This window comes from Nocardia jinanensis, assembly GCF_014645735.1.
Taxonomy (GTDB): domain Bacteria; phylum Actinomycetota; class Actinomycetes; order Mycobacteriales; family Mycobacteriaceae; genus Nocardia; species Nocardia jinanensis.
Map to the genome: position 1 here is coordinate 32107 of NZ_BMMH01000003.1, position 15583 is coordinate 47689.

Below are 15583 nucleotides of genomic sequence, written 5' to 3' on the forward strand. Positions count from 1 at the left end.
GCGCTCCTCAGGACCCGACCGAGAAACGTATGCCCGCAGACCCGTCGAGCTTCCACCGCAACCCGCGTGTCACTCCGGTCCGCAGCACCTACCGGCTACAGCTGCGCCCGGACGGACTCACCTTCGCCCAGGCCGCGGGCATCGCCGAATACCTTCAGCAACTGGGTGTCTCGCATATCTACCTCTCCCCCGTGATGACGGCCGCGCGCGGCTCCACCCACGGTTACGATGTCACCGATCCGACCACCGTCTCCGCTGCCCTGGGCGGCCCGCTCGGCCTCAAGGCGCTCGCCGACGAGGTCCACAACCGCGGGATGGGCCTGATCATGGATCTCGTCCCCAACCACGTCGGGGTCGCCGATCCGCAGCAGAACCTGTGGTGGTGGCATGTGCTGCAGTACGGTCGCAAGTCCCAGTTCGCCTCGTTCTTCGATATCGACTGGAGTCCGGGTAACGGAGTGGGCGGCCGTCTGGCGCTACCGGTCCTGCGCAGTGCCAACGACCCGGCCGCACTCACCGTCGACCGATCCGGGCCCGAACCGCTGCTGGCCCTGCACGAACTACGTTTTCCCATCGCCCCCGGCACCGACGGCGACAACGCGCTGCGTATCCACGACAAACAGCACTATCGGCTGGTGAGCTGGAAATCCGGGATCTGCGGCTACCGCCGTTTCCTGTCGGTCAGCGGCCTGGCCGCGCTGCGTCAGCAGGACCCGCTGGTCTTCGAGGCCACCCACCGCGAACTGGCGGCCTGGTGCGAGCACGATCTGATCGACGGCGTCCGAGTCGACCATCCCGACGGTCTCGCCGATCCGGCCGGATACCTGCAGCGCCTGCGGCAGCTGATCGGCCCCAACCGGCTGCTGCTGGTGGAGAAGACCCTCGCCAACCGGGAACCCCTGGACCCGACCCTGCCGATCGACGGGACCACCGGGTACGACGGCATCGCCGATTTCGGCGGAGTCCTGCTCGAACCCGCCGGCGAGCAGATCCTCACCGAACTGTCCCGCCACATCACCGGCCACGGCAGCGACCGAGTGTGGGTCGGCGAGAAGGAGCACCGCATCAAACGCGCGGTGGCCGAGAGCATTCTCGTCCCGGAGATGCGGCGCCTGGTCGCCGCGATCAAAGCCGATGCGGGCGCCGAGGATTTCGACACCATGGCACTCACCAACGCCACCATCGAGGTGCTGTCGTTCCTGCCGGTCGCCCGGGCCGACTACACCCCGCTGGCCGGCATGATCAGCGCGGTGGTCGCCGAGGTGGAGAAGCGCAACGCCGAACTGCGGGTACCGCTGGCGGTCCTGGTGACGGCATTGGTGGCCGGCGGACCCGCGTGGACCCGGTTCCATCAGGTGAGCACCGCGATCGGCGCGAAAGCCGTGGAGGACATTCTGTTCTATCGCGCGGTGCGGCTGGTATCGCTCCAGGAGATCGGTGGCAACCCGGCCCGTTTCGGCCGCTCGGTCAACGAATTCCATCTCGCCAACGCCTCGCGGGCCCGCCGCTGGCCCGCCTCGATGACCACCCTGTCCACCCACGACACCAAACGCGGGGAGGATGTGCGGGCCCGGATCGGGGTGCTGTCGCAGGTGCCGCGGATGTGGGCGCGGGCGGTGACGCTGTGGCTGGAGAAGCTTCCGCCGCCCGACGGTGCCACCGCGCTGTTCCTGCTGCAGAACATGTTCGGGATGTGGCCGGCCGACGGCCGCCCGGCACCCTCGGTGCCCGGGTTGCGCGACCGGGTGCACCGTTTCGCCGAAAAGGCGATGCGCGAATCCGGGGAACACACCTCTTGGGAGGAACCGGATGCCGAATTCGAGAACGCGGTGCACGCCTGGCTCGATCAGGTGATCGACGGACCGGTCGGCCGCCAGCTCACCGACCTCGCTCACGACCTCGCCCCGCACGCGTGGTCGGATTCGCTGGCGCAGAAGCTGCTGCAACTGTGCGCGCCGGGAATACCGGATATCTACCAGGGCTGCGAGGTCTGGGAGGATTCGCTGGTCGACCCGGACAATCGCCGGCCGATCGATTTCGGATCCCGGGCGGGGACGCTGCACACCCTCACCACCACTCCGCCGCTGGACATCACGGGCGCGGCCAAGATGTGGCTGGTCGCCTACGCGCTGTGGTTGCGCCGGGAACGCCCGGAATGTTTCGTCGGCGGCACCTACGGCCCGGTGTTCGGGCACGGCGAACACGCCGACAAACTGGTCGCCTTCGCCCGCGGCCGGGTCGGCGCGGAGCCCGAGATCATCGTGGCCGTCACCCGGCACAGTGTCGCGATCGGCGAAACCGGCTGGGGTGACACCTATATCGAACTGTCCGGCGGATCCTGGACCGATCGCCTCACCGGGCATACGTTCCAGAACCGCGCACGCACCGAGAAACTGTTCGCCCGGCTTCCGGTCGCGCTACTGGTCCGCTGACCCGGCGCCGGTCAGGAACCGGTCGCAGCGGCGGCGATCCGCGGGAACGGGGTCTGCGCCTCCAGCAGGAAACCCAGCTCCAGCAGGGTGCGCTCACCGCCGTAGGCCCCGCTGAGCATGACCCCGACCGGCAGACCGGCCTCGGTGAGCCCGGCCGGTACGGCGATGGACGGTGAACCGGTGACATTGTTGATCGGCGTATAGCCCACGAAATTGGTGACCCGCTCGATCGATTCGGCGAACGGCACTCCCGGATTCAGATAACCGATCTCGGGCGTGGTGTGGGTGAGCACCGGCGACAGGATCGCGTCGTAGCGGGTGAGCACCGCGTCGTAGTCGGCGCGGGCGCGGTTCAGCCGGTACAACGCGCCCGGGGTGGCGAACAGACGCCGGCGGAAGGATGCGGCAAGTCCCTTGGTGAAGGTCTCGAGCCGGGCGGCGTCGAAGGAGCGGCCGTGACTCAGTTTCCCGGTGACCCCCGACATCTGTGCCAGGAATCCCCAGTACAGCAGGAAATCGGCGACGAGGCCCGCCGGGACAGGCGAGGTCATCGGCTCGATCGTATGGCCCGCATCCGCCAAGACCTTCGCGGTCACGGTGACCGCCGCCAGGGTCGCGGCATCGGGTTCCGAACCGTTGGCCGCCGTGGTCAGCAGACCGATCCGCAGTTTCCGCGTGGACGGGCCCTCGACAGTGCCGATGGGCGGGAGTTTCGGGTTGCGCCAATAGGTTTCGACAGCGGCATAGTAGGCCGCCTGATCGCGGACCGACCGGGACAGCACCCCCTCGGAAACGAGCTTGATCGGCAACTGCCGCGCCTGCGCATTGTCCAGGTGCCGGAAGCGGCTGGGCTTCAGCGATACCAGTCCCGCGATGGCCGCCGGAATACGCAGTGATCCGCCGCCGTCGTTGCCGTGCGCCACCGGGACCACACCGGCGGCGACCAGCGCGGCCGAACCGCCCGAGGAACCACCGACCGTGTAGCCGGTATCCCACGGGTTGCGGGTGGGGTCGCCGTTCTCGAATTCGGTGGTGGAGGTGAACCCGAATTCGGGCATGGTGCTCTTACCCAGCACCGTCAGCCCGGTACTCAGCAGTTGTGCCGTGAACCGGTCGTCCTTACCGGCGGGATGGGCGGTGATCGCCGCGCTGCCGTAACAGCTCGGCAGGCCGGCCACATCCGCGTTGTCCTTGACGAAGGTCGGTACGCCGAACCACACACCGCCCTCGGCCGGAGCCGGGCGGGGGCTCGGGCACCGGTGGGCGATCGCGTTCAATCGGGGGTTCACCACATCCGCCCGGGCCAGCGCCGCACGGGTCAGCTCGTCCGGACTCACGGCGCCGTCGCGGACCAGCGCGGCCAGGGCCACCGCATCGTGTTCGCCCAGCGCGTCGTCGGTGAAGGCATGTACTCGATCGGTCATGAATCGGCTCGCGTGTACCTCGGGGACCCGGATCCTCGATCCGGAACCAAGTGGACGTGTGTTCAACTCGGCCCAGACTAGTACGGGAAAGCGGCCACGCGGCACCGCTCCCGACGGCGCGGCGGACGGTCTCGGCGGCTACCGTTGCGCCGCGCGCCACCGGCCGGCGGTCCACAGCAGCGCGCCCACGGCCGCGCCCAGGAGCACCCCGGTCTGCACCGAACCCAGGACCAGCGCCGGGACCAGGAAGACCAGCAGCCCCGCGATCAGCGCCTCCAGCTTGTACACCGGCCAGCGCGACCCCGCGATATCGACAACCGCCGCGGCGCGAACGGCGTCACGCGGAGCGGCGAGATGGGATGCGGTCATATGTTCAGGCTACCCGTGGACACAGTGTTCGGTCCATCGAACTTTTGTCTTCCCACGCGCGTACTCCGATGCCCGGACTCACCGGATGAGCCCGGCGCGAACCGGCGAGCCCCCGCCCGGCCGGGTATTCCCGGGAACAAGCGGGCCCGCCCGGGACGTTTTGCCGATATGCCATTGACTGGAGAGTACGCACCGTCCACATCAGCCTGGGCCCGCGAGCAGGCCGAGAAGATCGAGCAGTCCGGCGGTACCAAGGGCACCACCATGCAGGGAATGGCGGTGATCGTGCTGACCACCGTCGGCAACAAGACCGGCAAACTCCGCAAGACCGCGCTCATGCGGGTCGAGCACGACGGCGAATACGCCGTCGTCGCGTCGCTGGGCGGCGCCCCGAAGCACCCCGTCTGGTATCACAACGTGGTCGCCCAGCCCCATGTGGAGTTGCAGGACGGCACCACCACCTCGGACTACACCGCCCGCGAGGTCTTCGGCGAGGAGAAGGCGCTCTGGTGGACACGGGCCGTCGCCGCCTACCCGCCCTATGCCGACTATCAGCTCAAGACCGATCGCCAGATCCCGGTCTTCGTTCTCACCCCGCGCTGACGGTTCCGGGCCGGGCGTGGTCCCGGCGGCCCGGTTCCATACCGCCGAAATGAAAGAAAACGCAGGACACGGCCACCCGCCGCATGCTCCGGCAGCGGTGGGTGGCAGCATGGAGCGGGTGTCCGATGTGCTCACTCACCTGCCAGAAGCCCGTCCCGCGTTGACCGCGGACGAGATCGACGCCGCAGCCAAACGCATCACCGACATTATCGAGCCCACCCCACTACAACTATGCCCGCGCCTGTCCCAGCTGACCGGGGCCCAGGTGTACCTCAAACGCGAGGACCTCACCGTCGTGCGCTCCTACAAGTTGCGCGGCGCATACAACCTGGTGGTCCAGCTCAGCGATTCCGAACGCGCGGCCGGCGTGGTCGCCGCGAGCGCCGGTAACCACGCCCAGGGCGTGGCGTTCGCCTGCCGGGCCATGGGCATCACCGGCCGTATCTACGTCCCCACCACCACCCCCAAGCAGAAGCGCGACCGTATCCGCGTACACGGCGGCGAATTCGTGGAGCTGATCGCGGTCGGCGAGACCTTCGACGCCGCCGCCGCGGCCGCCGACGACGATGTGCGGCGCACCGGCGCCACAATGGTGCCCCCGTTCGACGACACCCGCACCGCCGCGGGTCAGGGCACCATCGCCGCGGAGATCCTCGACCAGCTCGACACCGCGCCGGATCTGGTGGTGGTCCCGGTCGGCGGCGGCGGATGCCTCGCCGGAATCGGCACCTACCTGCGTGAACGCGCGCCGGAGACCGCGATCCTCGCGGTCGAGCCCGCCGGCGCGGCCTCGATGACCGCGGCACTGGTCGCGGGCGGACCGGTCACCCTGCCCGAAGTCGACCCGTTCGTCGACGGCGCCGCGGTGCGCCGGATCGGCCGGGTCCCCTACGACGCGGTCGCCGGTTTCGGCGGGCGAGTGGTGTCGCACGGTTCGCTGCCGCTGCTCATCTCGACCGATCTCCCCGGCGGGGCCGGCGCCTTCCACCTGTTGCGGGTGGACGAGGGGGCCGTGTGCACCGCCATGCTGGAGCTCTACCAGAACGAGGGGATCATCGCCGAACCCGCGGGCGCGCTCGCGGTCACCGCGCTGCTGGAATCGCCACCCGAACCCGGTTCCACCGTCGTCTGCCTGGTCTCGGGCGGGAACAACGATGTGTCCCGCTACGGCGAGGTCATCGAACGTTCCCTGGTCCACCAAGGCCTCAAACACTATTTCCTGGTGGACTTCCCGCAGGAACCCGGCGCGCTGCGGCGGTTCCTCGACGAGGTGCTCGGTCCCGACGACGACATCACCCTGTTCGAATACGTCAAACGCAACAACCGGGAGATCGGCGCCGCACTGGTCGGTATCGAACTGGGCGAACGCACCGGCCTGCAACCGCTGCTGGACCGGATCGCTCACTCGCCCATCCAGTGCGAGCGGCTCGAACCGAGCTCCCCTGCCTACCGCTATCTGACCTGAGTGATCAGGCCGCGGCCTCCCGAGGTGTGCCGCGGCCGATCCGGGACGCCGACCGGGCCCCGGACATGACCAGCGGCAACAGCCAGGCGAACGCCGACTGGTCCACGGCCAGGGTCTCCATGGCGAGCCGGTTGTGCACGAAACCGAGCGAGATACCGCTGTCGGGATCCGACCAGCCGAACGCGCCGCCCAGGCCGATATGGCCGAAGCCGCGCGGTGCGCCGACGGTGGGCATCGCGTGGTACCCCAGATGCCACAGGGGTCCCATATAGAGGAAGAGTCCGGTGTCCGGCCGGTATCGCTCGATCCGGCGGATTGCCTGCACGGCCGCGCCGGACAGGTACCGCCGGCCACCGGCGAGACCGTTGCAGGCCAGCGGTTCGTACACCGCGGCCAGGCCGTTGGCGCTGCACACACCGTTGGCGGCCGGCATCTCGCTGTCCAGCAGCGGCGGGTTCGGACCGGTCAGGATGGCCTCCGCACCCGGTATGAACAGGGACCGGCTGCTGACACCCAGCGCGCCGGGGATGGCCTGGAGCAGCGCGACCAGCCGCGAACCGCGCGGGGTACCCGCGAAAGAGAATCCCGTACCGAAACTCTCGGCCGCCACGGTGACCGAACCGGCGGGCGGCCGGCCCAGGTGGACGCCATCGGTACCCAGGGGAATCGCGACCTCCCGCTGGAACAGGTCCTTCATACTCGCCCCGGTGACCGCCCGGGCCAGACCGGCGAGCAGCCAGCCGAAGGTCATCGCGTGATAGGCCGGCACACCGAGCAGCCGATCGGGGGCGGCGGCGGCCAGCCGTTCGACCATCAGTTCGTGGTCGAGCAGTTCGGCACCCTGCGCGGCCAGCGCACCGACACCGGACAGGCCCGCCGAATGGGTGAGTACCTGGCGGACGGTGATCCGGTCCTTGTTGTTGCAGCCGAATTCGGGCCAGTATTCGCAGACCGGGGCGTCGTAGTCGATGAGTCCACGATCGGCGAGCCGGTGGACGACCGTGGCCGCGATACCTTTGGTCGCGGAGAACACCACCGCGCCGGTATCGCGCGTCCAGGGCCGCTCCGGTGCGGACTCCCCTGTCCAGATATCGAGAATCGGTTCCCCGTGCCGGTATACCGCCAGCGCCGCACCTACGCCCTTCCGGCCGCCGTAGACCCGGGTGAATGCGGCCGTCAGCCGCCGGAATTCTGCTCCGGCGTTGCCGGAATAAGCCACGCTGCCCATCCTTACACAGTAAGGTCATCCGATACTTACGGCAATGCCGTCCCGCACGGTATCCTGCCGGGCCCCGCCCGTACCTGCCGAGATCAGCCTCCGGGAACCGGTCCGTCCAACGCTGCGCCGACACCCGAATGCGATCGTCCGGGACAGCTGTCGTCCGGAGAATTCGATGCGGACACTTCAGGGACTCCAGCGGAAATTCCGGCGGCGGCAGGAAACAAATCGGTAAAGAATTCCCCCGCTCGGTTCGGCCCGGAAATAGTCGGTCACACCAGGTGACGCACCACCCCGGACACACCCTTCCGCAGACGGAAACCCGGATCCATATCGCGCGGATTACCCGCTCGCGGGCCTGTTCCGGCATATCCACCCCATTCCGCCGCGCTCGCGCCCATACGCGAGCGCCGAAACTCCCCGATACCGGCGCGCGGCAATATCGACGACACTGGATAAACATCTGAAAGACGACTTTCTCGGATCGAATATCCTCCGTCGATATAGTGGCCACATGACCTCCTTGGAACCGCCGGTCGTGCGGGACCAGGTGCGCGGTGACGCGCTCCCGGTCGCCGACGCGACCGTCTACGCAGGCTGGTTTTCCTGCCTGGCCGACCCGACACGGGTCCGGTTACTGCACCAGGTCGCCACGAGCCCCGCCGGGATCCATATCGGGCAGATCGCCGAAGCGCTCGGTATCGGACAGCCCACCGTTTCCCATCATGTCCGCAAACTCACCGACGCCGGGTTCGTGACAGTACACAAAGAAGGCACCGCCACTCTCGTCACCGTCAACCCGCACCGCTGCACGGAACTGCCGCATACCGCGGACGCGGTGATGGGCATCCTCACGCCTCAGCCACCCTGCCCCGACGATCTGCCCCGCGATGTCACCGTCCGGGCGATGACCGACGCCGACTGGGAGCCCGTCCGCGCCATCTACGCCGCCCGCGGGATCTCCTACCCCACCGTCGTCGCGGCCGACGCACCCGACCGGGACGCACTGGACCGCCAATGGTTGCCCGGGCACCGCTGGGTCGCCGAGGCTCGCGGACGGATCGTGGGCTGGGCGGCGCTGACCCCGGTCTCGGGTCACGAGTTCTATCGCGATGTCGCCGACAGCTGCGTCATGGTCGCCGACGAGCTCGAAGGCCGCGGCATCGGTACCGCGCTGCTCCGGCGCCAGGTCATGGCCGCCGAGGACGCGGGGCTGCGTGCCCTGCAGACCACCGTCTTCCCGGAAGACCGGGTCGGTATCTCGCTGCACCACGCGGCGGGCTTCCGCACCGTCGGGATCCGGGAGCGCAGCGGCCGGTCGGAGGGACGCTGGCGCGACGCCGTCCTGCTGGAACGGCGCAGCCCGCTGAACTGAGGCTCGCGGGCCGATCCGCGCCGGGCTGCTACCGTCCGGCGTGGATCGGCCGCAGAACGACCTTCAACCACATGGTCGACAATCCGCACAGCACGCAGAGCACCGCGACCCCGGCGGTCGACCAGTCGGCGACGGACATGCCCGCGAAGCCCGCCTCGCCGAAACGGGCGAGTGGATAGATCCCGACCATCAGCATCGCGACGGTCCCGAACAGCGAGATCAGTGAGGTGGGCAGCCACCGCAGCCGGCGGAAGGGCCGCACCACCTCGTCGGGTGCGGTACCGGCGAACACCTGCCGGACCCGCTGCCACGCGATTCCGTTCACCAGGAGTACGGCCAGGTCGAGCGCCAGGGAGCACAGGGCCACCGCGAGCACCGCGCCCGGCACCGCGGACGGCGGCCACCGCAACGGGAGCAGTCCGGCGATCAACACGAATACGGCGAGGACGAGGCCCGCGCCGGTGATCCCCGACCACACCACCACCCATTTCCACCGGGACACGGCCAGCGCCACCGTGGCGGCGCGTTCGTCCGGTGAGCATGCGTCGTACCATCCGGGCGCGCCGGCGGCGATCTTCATGGAGTCCCCTGTACCGATTCGATCCACCAACAACGAGCGCGCTGCCCGGTATACCGGCCCGGCCGCCTGTCCGCCGACTCTATCGGTCCGCGACAGGCGCGGCACCGGGTTACGCGGCGCCACCGGTACAGAACCCGCACACCCTCGGGTCGGCGCCCGATCGGCGCCCGCTCCGCCCACGCGCGATCATTATCCGGTGGAACAACAGCAGGTGCCGCACAGCACCGAAGAGGTGGTCGGACTGGTCGCGCAGACATTCCTCCGGGACCGGGACCAGTTCGTCGACGAACTGTCGCACCTGATGCGCACCCAGGTGCCGATCCTGGACCGGGACGAGCGGCTGCGCGAACTGATGGAAGCGGGCACCACGGACAATCTGATGGAGGTTCTGCAGTTCCTGCAGAACGAGGCCGCCGAGGACGATGTGCGGGCTCCGGAACGGGCTCTCGTGTACGCCCGGATACTGGCCCAGCGCGATGTCCCGGCCTCCGCGCTCATCCGGGCGTACCGGGTGGGCCAGGCCGGGTTCCTGGACACCGGGATGCGGTATGCGATCGAATTCGGCGGCGGCGGTCCGGTCACCACCTCGGCGATCGTGCATATCGTCAACCGCACCTCGGTCTATATCGATCGGGTCTGCGAGCAGGTCGGTGCCGCCTACGAGAAGGAACGCGACCGCTGGGTCGGCAACCGCGGCGGCTTGCGTCAGCAGTGGGTCACCCGGCTCCTCAACGGCACGACCAGCGATACCGACGCCGCCGAGCAGGCGCTACGGTACCCGCTGTCCCGCGGCCATCTCGCGGTCGGTACCTGGACCGATCCACATATCGATCCCGCCACCTCGGTGGAGGTCTTCGACCATCTCCGGACGGCGCTGGCCACCGTCTTCGAGCGCGCACAGGGGACCCTGCTGATCCCGGTGGACGAACACGAGGCCCGGTTGTGGTTCGCGCTACCGCAGCAGCCGCACGTCGACAGCGCGGCGATCGAACGACTGTTGTCCGATCGCGCGCTACCGGTTCGGGTGGCCATCGGCGACTACAACACCGGCGTAGCCGGATTCCGGCGGACGGCCGAGCAGGCCGACCGGGTACGCCGGCTCGCGCTGCTGAGCGGCGAGCACGGCGCGCGGGTGATCTCCTATCCCGAGGTGTCGGCCGTCGCCCTGCTGGCCGACGATATCGATACGCTGCGCGAATTCGTAGCCGACCAACTCGGCGAACTGGCGGTGGACAACGAGCGCAATCTCTGGCTGCGGGAAACGCTGCGCGTATTCCTCGCCGGGAACCGCAGTTACGCCGCGGCCGCCACCCGGCTGGCCATCCATCGCAATACCGTCCAATACCGCGTTCGGCAGGCACTCGACCTCATCGGCGTGAGCACGGATACCCCTGGTGCGGATCTGTATCCGCGACTGGCACTGCAGGCGACCCATCTGCTCGGTACCGCGGTGCTGCGCAAGGACACGGCCCCGAGCTGAACCGGCTCCCGCCGAAGCGCGATCACCGCCGCACGACAGTGTGATCCGCGAGCACTGTGCTGTGCGCACAAATGCCGGCCGAGCTTTCATGCGGCCGGAATATGGTCTGCCACACAGGTCGCGCCGTAGGGTTCAGTTATCCCCGGAAACCGGCATCCACCTGAGTAGATGGTTCACCGGCAACCGTATCGCCGCGCTCACCACCGATGGTTCGCGGATCCGATCCCATCCGTCGTGCCGGCGCCGTCGCGCTGCGCGCTGCCCATTTCAGGAGTCTCCGTGCCCTCGATCCAGACCGTCCGCGGCACCGTCGACACCGCCGACCTCGGTGTCACGCTGATGCACGAACACGTCTTCGTACTCAGCTCCGATGTACAGCAGAACTATTCGCAGGAATGGGGCTCGGAGGACGAACGGATCGAGGACGCCGTCCGGCAGCTGACCAGCGCCTACGACGCCGGAGTACGCACGATCGTGGACCCCACGGTGGTGGGCTTGGGCCGCTATATCCCGCGTATCGCGCAGATCGCGAAACGGGTTCCGCTGCAGCTGATCGTGGCCACCGGTCTCTACACCTACAACGATGTCCCGTTCTTCTTCCACTATCGGGGTCCGGCGCTCGACCCATTTGTCGGCACGCAGGTACCCGATCCGATGGTGGATATGTTCGTCGGCGATATCCGCGACGGTATCGCCGGAACCGGTGTCCGCGCGGGCATGCTCAAATGCGCGATCGACGCGGAGGGACTCACGCCCGGTGTCGAACGGGTGATGCGGGCGGTGGCCCGGGCCCATCACGAGACCGGTGTACCGATCACCGTGCACACCCACCCCGAATCGGGGACCGGATTCGAGGTCAAACGTGTCATGTGCGCCGAGGAGGGCGTCGACCCGACCCGGATCGTGCTGGGACACAGCGGCGACACCACCGATCTGGACTATCTGACCGCGCTGGCGGACGCCGGTTTCGTCCTGGGGATGGATCGTTTCGGAATCAACCTGGAGACCACCTTCGAGGCGCGCGCCGACACCCTCATCGAAATGGTGCGCCGCGGCTACGCCGAGCGCATGGTGCTCTCGCAGGACGCCAGCTGTTATATCGACTGGATGGAACCGGCCACCCGCGCGGCCGTGCTGCCGCAGTGGCACTACACCCACCTGTTCGACGACGTCTTTCCCTATGTCCTCGATCGCGGCATCGAGGACAAGCAATTGCAGACGATGCTCGTAGAGGTGCCCCGCACCTTCTTCGCAGCCGGGTGACCCGGTCCGGGTAGCCACACTCCGACCGGTTCCCGACCCGGATCGGGCCGGAAGCTAGGGTGGTCGATCATGCCTGGTCTGCCCGTTCCGCGCGCCCGTGCGCTGCTCGCCGCGCTACTGCTCGCCGTCGCCGTGCTGGCGACGGCGTGCGGCAGTGGCGGCGGCGGTGACAGCGCCACCCGTGACCTGTGCGCACCACCGGGACCGCAGGCGGCCACCGCGGCACCGGCGAACCTGACCGCCCCGGGCGCCGGGAAAGAAGACCGGTTCACCACCGAATCCACCGCGCCCCCGGGATCGGTGGATATCTCCCGGCTGGGGCTGATCCAGCCGGGCGTACTCAGCGTGGGCACCCTCTCCGACGCGCCGCCGAGTATCTGCGTGAACTCCACCGGCGCCTTCACCGGCTTCGACAACGAGCTGCTGCGTGCGGTGGCCGCGAAGATCGGCCTGCGGGTCGAGTTCTCCGGGACCGAGTTCGCCGGGCTGCTGGCCCAGGTCGCGGGCAAACGGTTCGATGTCGGCTCGTCCAATATCACCACCACCGACGCCCGGCGTGAGATGGTCGGTTTCACCAACGGCTACGATTTCGGCTACTTCTCGCTGGTCGTCGAGGACGGCAGCCCGGTGCACGGGTTCGCCGATCTCGGTCCCGGTTCCCGGGTCGCGGTGGTGCAGGGCACGGTTCAGGACGAGTACGTGGTCAACGAACTGGGCTTGGACCCGGTGAAGTTCCCCGACTACAACACCGCCTACGCGAATGTGAAAACCGGTCAGGTGGACGCCTGGGTCGCCCCGTCGGCGCAGGCCGAGGGCGCGATCGCGCCGGGTGATGCGACCTCGGTGGTACAGAATTCGTTCAGCCTGGACAATTTCGCCGGCTGGGCGGTCGCGAAGGACAACAAGCCGCTGATCGACGCGCTCAACTCCGGGCTGGACGCGGTGATCGCCGACGGCACCTACGCCCGGCTCTACAGCGACTGGGTGCCGCGGGAACTGCCGCCCGGCTGGAAGCCCGGTTCGAAGGCGGCGCCCGCCCCGCAACTACCGGATTTCGCCGCGATCGCCGCCGAACGCGCACCGCAGGAGCAGACGGCGCAGGCACCGAAATCGACCCTGCAACAGCTACGCGAGACCTTCTTCGACTGGTCGCTCTACCGGCAGGCCCTACCGGACCTGTTCAAGACGGGGCTGCCCAATACGCTGATCCTCGCCCTGGTCTCCGGCGCGCTCGGCACTGTGATCGGCATGCTGCTCGCGGTGGCCGGTATCTCGCGCACCCGCTGGCTGCGCTGGCCGGCCCGGGTGTACACCGATATCTTCCGCGGTCTGCCCGCGGTGGTCATCATCCTGCTCATCGGCCTCGGTATCGGCCCGGTGGTCAGCGGACTCACCGGCAACAACCCCTACTGGCTCGGCGCGGTGGCACTGGCTCTGCTGGCCTCGGCCTATATCGGCGAGATCTTCCGCTCCGGTATCCAATCGGTGGAACCGGGCCAGCTGGAGGCGGCACGCGCGATCGGCTTCGGGTACCGGCAGGCGATGACGCTGGTGGTGATCCCGCAGGGCGTCCGCCGGGTGCTGCCCGCGTTGATGAACCAGTTCATCGCGTTGATCAAGGATTCGTCGCTGATCTACTTCCTCGGCCTGCTCGCCACCCAGCGCGAACTGTTCGCGGTCGGCCGCGATCTCAATGCCCAGACCGGCAACCTGTCGCCGCTGGTGGCGGCCGGTCTGGTCTATCTGCTGCTGACCATCCCGCTCACCCATCTGGTGAACTACATCGACCGGCGGATGCGCACCGGGCGGCCCGATCAGCCGATCGACCCGGTCGAACAGGCCACCATCACCGAAGGCCGGGGGTAACCGATGAGCGCCTCACTGACCGGCACCGGCCTGCACCTGCGGCTGGGCGGCAACCAGATCCTGCGCGGGGTGGATGTCCATGTCGACGCGGGGAAGACCACGACGGTGATCGGCCCGTCGGGTTCCGGGAAATCCACCCTGTTGCGGGTGCTGAACCGGCTGCACGAACCCGATTCCGGTGACATCCTGCTCGACGGCGAGTCGGTGCTCACCGAGAACCCGGACCGGCTCCGCCAGCGCATCGGAATGGTGTTCCAGCAGTTCAATCTGTTCCCGCATCGGACGGTGGCCGACAATATCGCGCTGGGGCCGCGCAAACTGCGCGGCCTGTCCAAAGAAGAGTCGCGCGCACTGGCACTGGAACAGCTCGAGGTGGTGGGGCTCATCGGCAAGGCCGATTCCCGGCCCGCGAATCTCTCCGGCGGCCAGCAGCAGCGGGTGGCGATCGCGCGGGCGCTGGCCATGAAACCGGACATCATGTTCTTCGACGAGGCCACTTCCGCACTGGACCCGGAGCTGGTCAAAGGTGTGCTCGCGCTGATGTCGGAGCTGGCTGCGGGCGGTATGTCGATGATCGTGGTGACCCACGAGATGGGTTTCGCCCGCAGCGTTTCCGATCATGTGGTGTTCATGGACGGCGGGCTGGTGGTGGAATCCGGCAGCCCGGACGCCCTGTTCGACAGGGCCGGAACTCCGCGGCTGCGAAGGTTTCTCGACCAGGTGCTCTGACGCGACGATACTGGAACCATGAGCGAGGACTCCCCGGCGGCGAACCCCTACGGCACACCGACCACCAGCGGGCCCCGGCCCATCGGCCGGGCCCAGGGGGCGACCAACCGGATGGTCCGCACATTGCTACGGATACCGGGCCTGTCGGGGGTGGTCGGTAAACGGCTGGCCACCCTGCACGTGGTGGGCCGCAAATCCGGGAACACATACGACATCCCGGTCGCCTACACCGCGCACGGACAGACGCTGCTGATCGGTACGGCACAGCGCCCGTGGGTGAAGAATCTGGCGAGCGGTACCCCGCTCACCATCACCCGCGGTGGGCGTCCCGAGCAGTTCGACCCGATCGTGCACACCGAAGCAGACGAGGTGCTGCGGCTGTTCGAGATCATCGCCCGCGACAACAAGACCAACGCGGACTACAACGGCATCGATTTCGATGCCGAGGGCAATCCGAACAAGGCCGATATCTACCAGACCTGGCAGCAGGGCGGTGTAGTGATCGAACTGCGCCCGGTCCGATGATCCGTTTCCGGCCGCGGGGCACCGCGACCGGACCGATCAACGCTGGCGCCAGCTCAGTGGCCCCGGTAGATCGACGCTGTTCTTCTTGGTCCGGGAGTTCCACGACCACGGGCCGATCTTGATACTCCACGAGGACAGACCCGACTGGGTGTAATTCAGCTTCAGCGGTCCGAAGGACTGGCGTTTGCGGAACCTGATGGGCATGAGCGACCTCCCTAGCTCTGCCCCAGAGTAACGGATCAGGGTGAGTCCC

14 protein-coding genes are annotated in these 15583 nt (G+C 68.1%); 9 read left to right on the forward strand and 5 right to left on the reverse strand.

The features are described 5' to 3' along the window. Positions 1–29: 29 nt before the first annotated feature. Positions 30–2432 (forward strand): malto-oligosyltrehalose synthase, encoded by a 2403-nt coding sequence (gene treY, locus IEY68_RS08895; protein WP_062998254.1) that lies wholly within the window; start codon positions 30–32, stop codon positions 2430–2432. 11 nt (positions 2433–2443) lie between these two features. On the opposite strand, the gene IEY68_RS08900 is transcribed toward treY, so the two are convergent. Next, on the reverse strand, positions 2444–3856 hold the full coding sequence (locus IEY68_RS08900; protein WP_062998256.1) for an amidase: 1413 nt from the start codon (positions 3854–3856) through the stop codon (positions 2444–2446). A 138-nt stretch (positions 3857–3994) separates the two neighbouring features. Beyond that, positions 3995–4225 (reverse strand): hypothetical protein, encoded by a 231-nt coding sequence (locus IEY68_RS08905; RefSeq protein ID WP_062998258.1) that lies wholly within the window; start codon positions 4223–4225, stop codon positions 3995–3997. A gap of 168 nt (positions 4226–4393) precedes the next feature. Between IEY68_RS08905 and IEY68_RS08910 the strand changes: the two genes are divergently transcribed. Both IEY68_RS08910 and ilvA read left to right on the forward strand, forming a co-directional pair. Continuing rightward, positions 4394–4828: a nitroreductase family deazaflavin-dependent oxidoreductase gene (locus IEY68_RS08910; RefSeq protein WP_062998260.1), complete on the forward strand. Its 435-nt coding sequence runs from the start codon at positions 4394–4396 to the stop codon at positions 4826–4828. A 109-nt stretch (positions 4829–4937) separates the two neighbouring features. Then, positions 4938–6293, forward strand: coding sequence for a threonine ammonia-lyase IlvA (gene ilvA, locus IEY68_RS08915; RefSeq protein WP_062998262.1), 1356 nt, complete (start codon positions 4938–4940; stop codon positions 6291–6293). 4 nt (positions 6294–6297) lie between these two features. Here the strand turns inward: ilvA and IEY68_RS08920 are convergent, their stop codons facing one another. Next, a complete protein-coding gene (locus tag IEY68_RS08920; protein WP_062998264.1) occupies positions 6298–7521 on the reverse strand; it encodes a serine hydrolase domain-containing protein in 1224 nt (407 codons plus the stop codon). A 505-nt stretch (positions 7522–8026) separates the two neighbouring features. On the opposite strand from IEY68_RS08920, the gene IEY68_RS08925 reads away from it, so the two are divergent. Beyond that, positions 8027–8887 carry a helix-turn-helix domain-containing GNAT family N-acetyltransferase gene (locus IEY68_RS08925; protein WP_062998269.1) on the forward strand — a complete coding sequence of 287 codons (861 nt, stop codon included), beginning with the start codon at positions 8027–8029 and terminating at the stop codon, positions 8885–8887. Positions 8888–8915: 28 nt separating this feature from the next. Here IEY68_RS08925 and IEY68_RS08930 read toward each other — a convergent pair whose 3' ends face one another. Then, the gene (locus tag IEY68_RS08930; protein ID WP_062998271.1) at positions 8916–9467 is read right to left on the reverse strand and encodes a hypothetical protein; all 552 of its coding nucleotides are present in this window, start codon (positions 9465–9467) and stop codon (positions 8916–8918) included. A gap of 196 nt (positions 9468–9663) precedes the next feature. Here IEY68_RS08930 and IEY68_RS08935 point away from each other — a divergent pair, with 196 nt between their 5' ends. The 5 genes from IEY68_RS08935 to IEY68_RS08955 all read left to right on the forward strand — a co-directional run bounded on the left by IEY68_RS08935 (position 9664) and on the right by IEY68_RS08955 (position 15330). Beyond that, a complete protein-coding gene (locus tag IEY68_RS08935) occupies positions 9664–10947 on the forward strand; it encodes a PucR family transcriptional regulator (protein WP_062998273.1) in 1284 nt (427 codons plus the stop codon). A 279-nt stretch (positions 10948–11226) separates the two neighbouring features. Continuing rightward, positions 11227–12210 carry a phosphotriesterase family protein gene (locus tag IEY68_RS08940; protein ID WP_189094173.1) on the forward strand — a complete coding sequence of 328 codons (984 nt, stop codon included), beginning with the start codon at positions 11227–11229 and terminating at the stop codon, positions 12208–12210. A 69-nt stretch (positions 12211–12279) separates the two neighbouring features. Further along, on the forward strand, positions 12280–14076 hold the full coding sequence (locus IEY68_RS08945; protein WP_062998275.1) for an ABC transporter substrate-binding protein/permease: 1797 nt from the start codon (positions 12280–12282) through the stop codon (positions 14074–14076). A 3-nt stretch (positions 14077–14079) separates the two neighbouring features. Further along, a complete protein-coding gene (locus IEY68_RS08950; RefSeq protein WP_062998280.1) occupies positions 14080–14805 on the forward strand; it encodes an amino acid ABC transporter ATP-binding protein in 726 nt (241 codons plus the stop codon). A gap of 18 nt (positions 14806–14823) precedes the next feature. Next, a complete protein-coding gene (locus tag IEY68_RS08955) occupies positions 14824–15330 on the forward strand; it encodes a PNPOx family protein (protein WP_062998282.1) in 507 nt (168 codons plus the stop codon). Positions 15331–15366: 36 nt separating this feature from the next. Here IEY68_RS08955 and IEY68_RS08960 read toward each other — a convergent pair whose 3' ends face one another. Next, the gene (locus tag IEY68_RS08960) at positions 15367–15534 is read right to left on the reverse strand and encodes a DUF4236 domain-containing protein (RefSeq protein WP_081877120.1); all 168 of its coding nucleotides are present in this window, start codon (positions 15532–15534) and stop codon (positions 15367–15369) included. Positions 15535–15583: the final 49 nt, after the last annotated feature.

Coding starts and splice junctions, on each gene's coding strand:
- treY (WP_062998254.1), top strand. CDS start 30: ATGCCCGCAGACCCGTCGAGCTTCCACCGCAACCCGCGTGTCACTCCG.
- ilvA (WP_062998262.1), top strand. CDS start 4,938: ATGGAGCGGGTGTCCGATGTGCTCACTCACCTGCCAGAAGCCCGTCCC.
- IEY68_RS08945 (WP_062998275.1), top strand. CDS start 12,280: ATGCCTGGTCTGCCCGTTCCGCGCGCCCGTGCGCTGCTCGCCGCGCTA.
- IEY68_RS08960 (WP_081877120.1), bottom strand. CDS start 15,534: ATGCCCATCAGGTTCCGCAAACGCCAGTCCTTCGGACCGCTGAAGCTG.
- IEY68_RS08950 (WP_062998280.1), top strand. CDS start 14,080: ATGAGCGCCTCACTGACCGGCACCGGCCTGCACCTGCGGCTGGGCGGC.
- IEY68_RS08925 (WP_062998269.1), top strand. CDS start 8,027: ATGACCTCCTTGGAACCGCCGGTCGTGCGGGACCAGGTGCGCGGTGAC.
- IEY68_RS08910 (WP_062998260.1), top strand. CDS start 4,394: ATGCCATTGACTGGAGAGTACGCACCGTCCACATCAGCCTGGGCCCGC.
- IEY68_RS08905 (WP_062998258.1), bottom strand. CDS start 4,225: ATGACCGCATCCCATCTCGCCGCTCCGCGTGACGCCGTTCGCGCCGCG.
- IEY68_RS08955 (WP_062998282.1), top strand. CDS start 14,824: ATGAGCGAGGACTCCCCGGCGGCGAACCCCTACGGCACACCGACCACC.
- IEY68_RS08900 (WP_062998256.1), bottom strand. CDS start 3,856: ATGACCGATCGAGTACATGCCTTCACCGACGACGCGCTGGGCGAACAC.
- IEY68_RS08930 (WP_062998271.1), bottom strand. CDS start 9,467: ATGAAGATCGCCGCCGGCGCGCCCGGATGGTACGACGCATGCTCACCG.
- IEY68_RS08920 (WP_062998264.1), bottom strand. CDS start 7,521: ATGGGCAGCGTGGCTTATTCCGGCAACGCCGGAGCAGAATTCCGGCGG.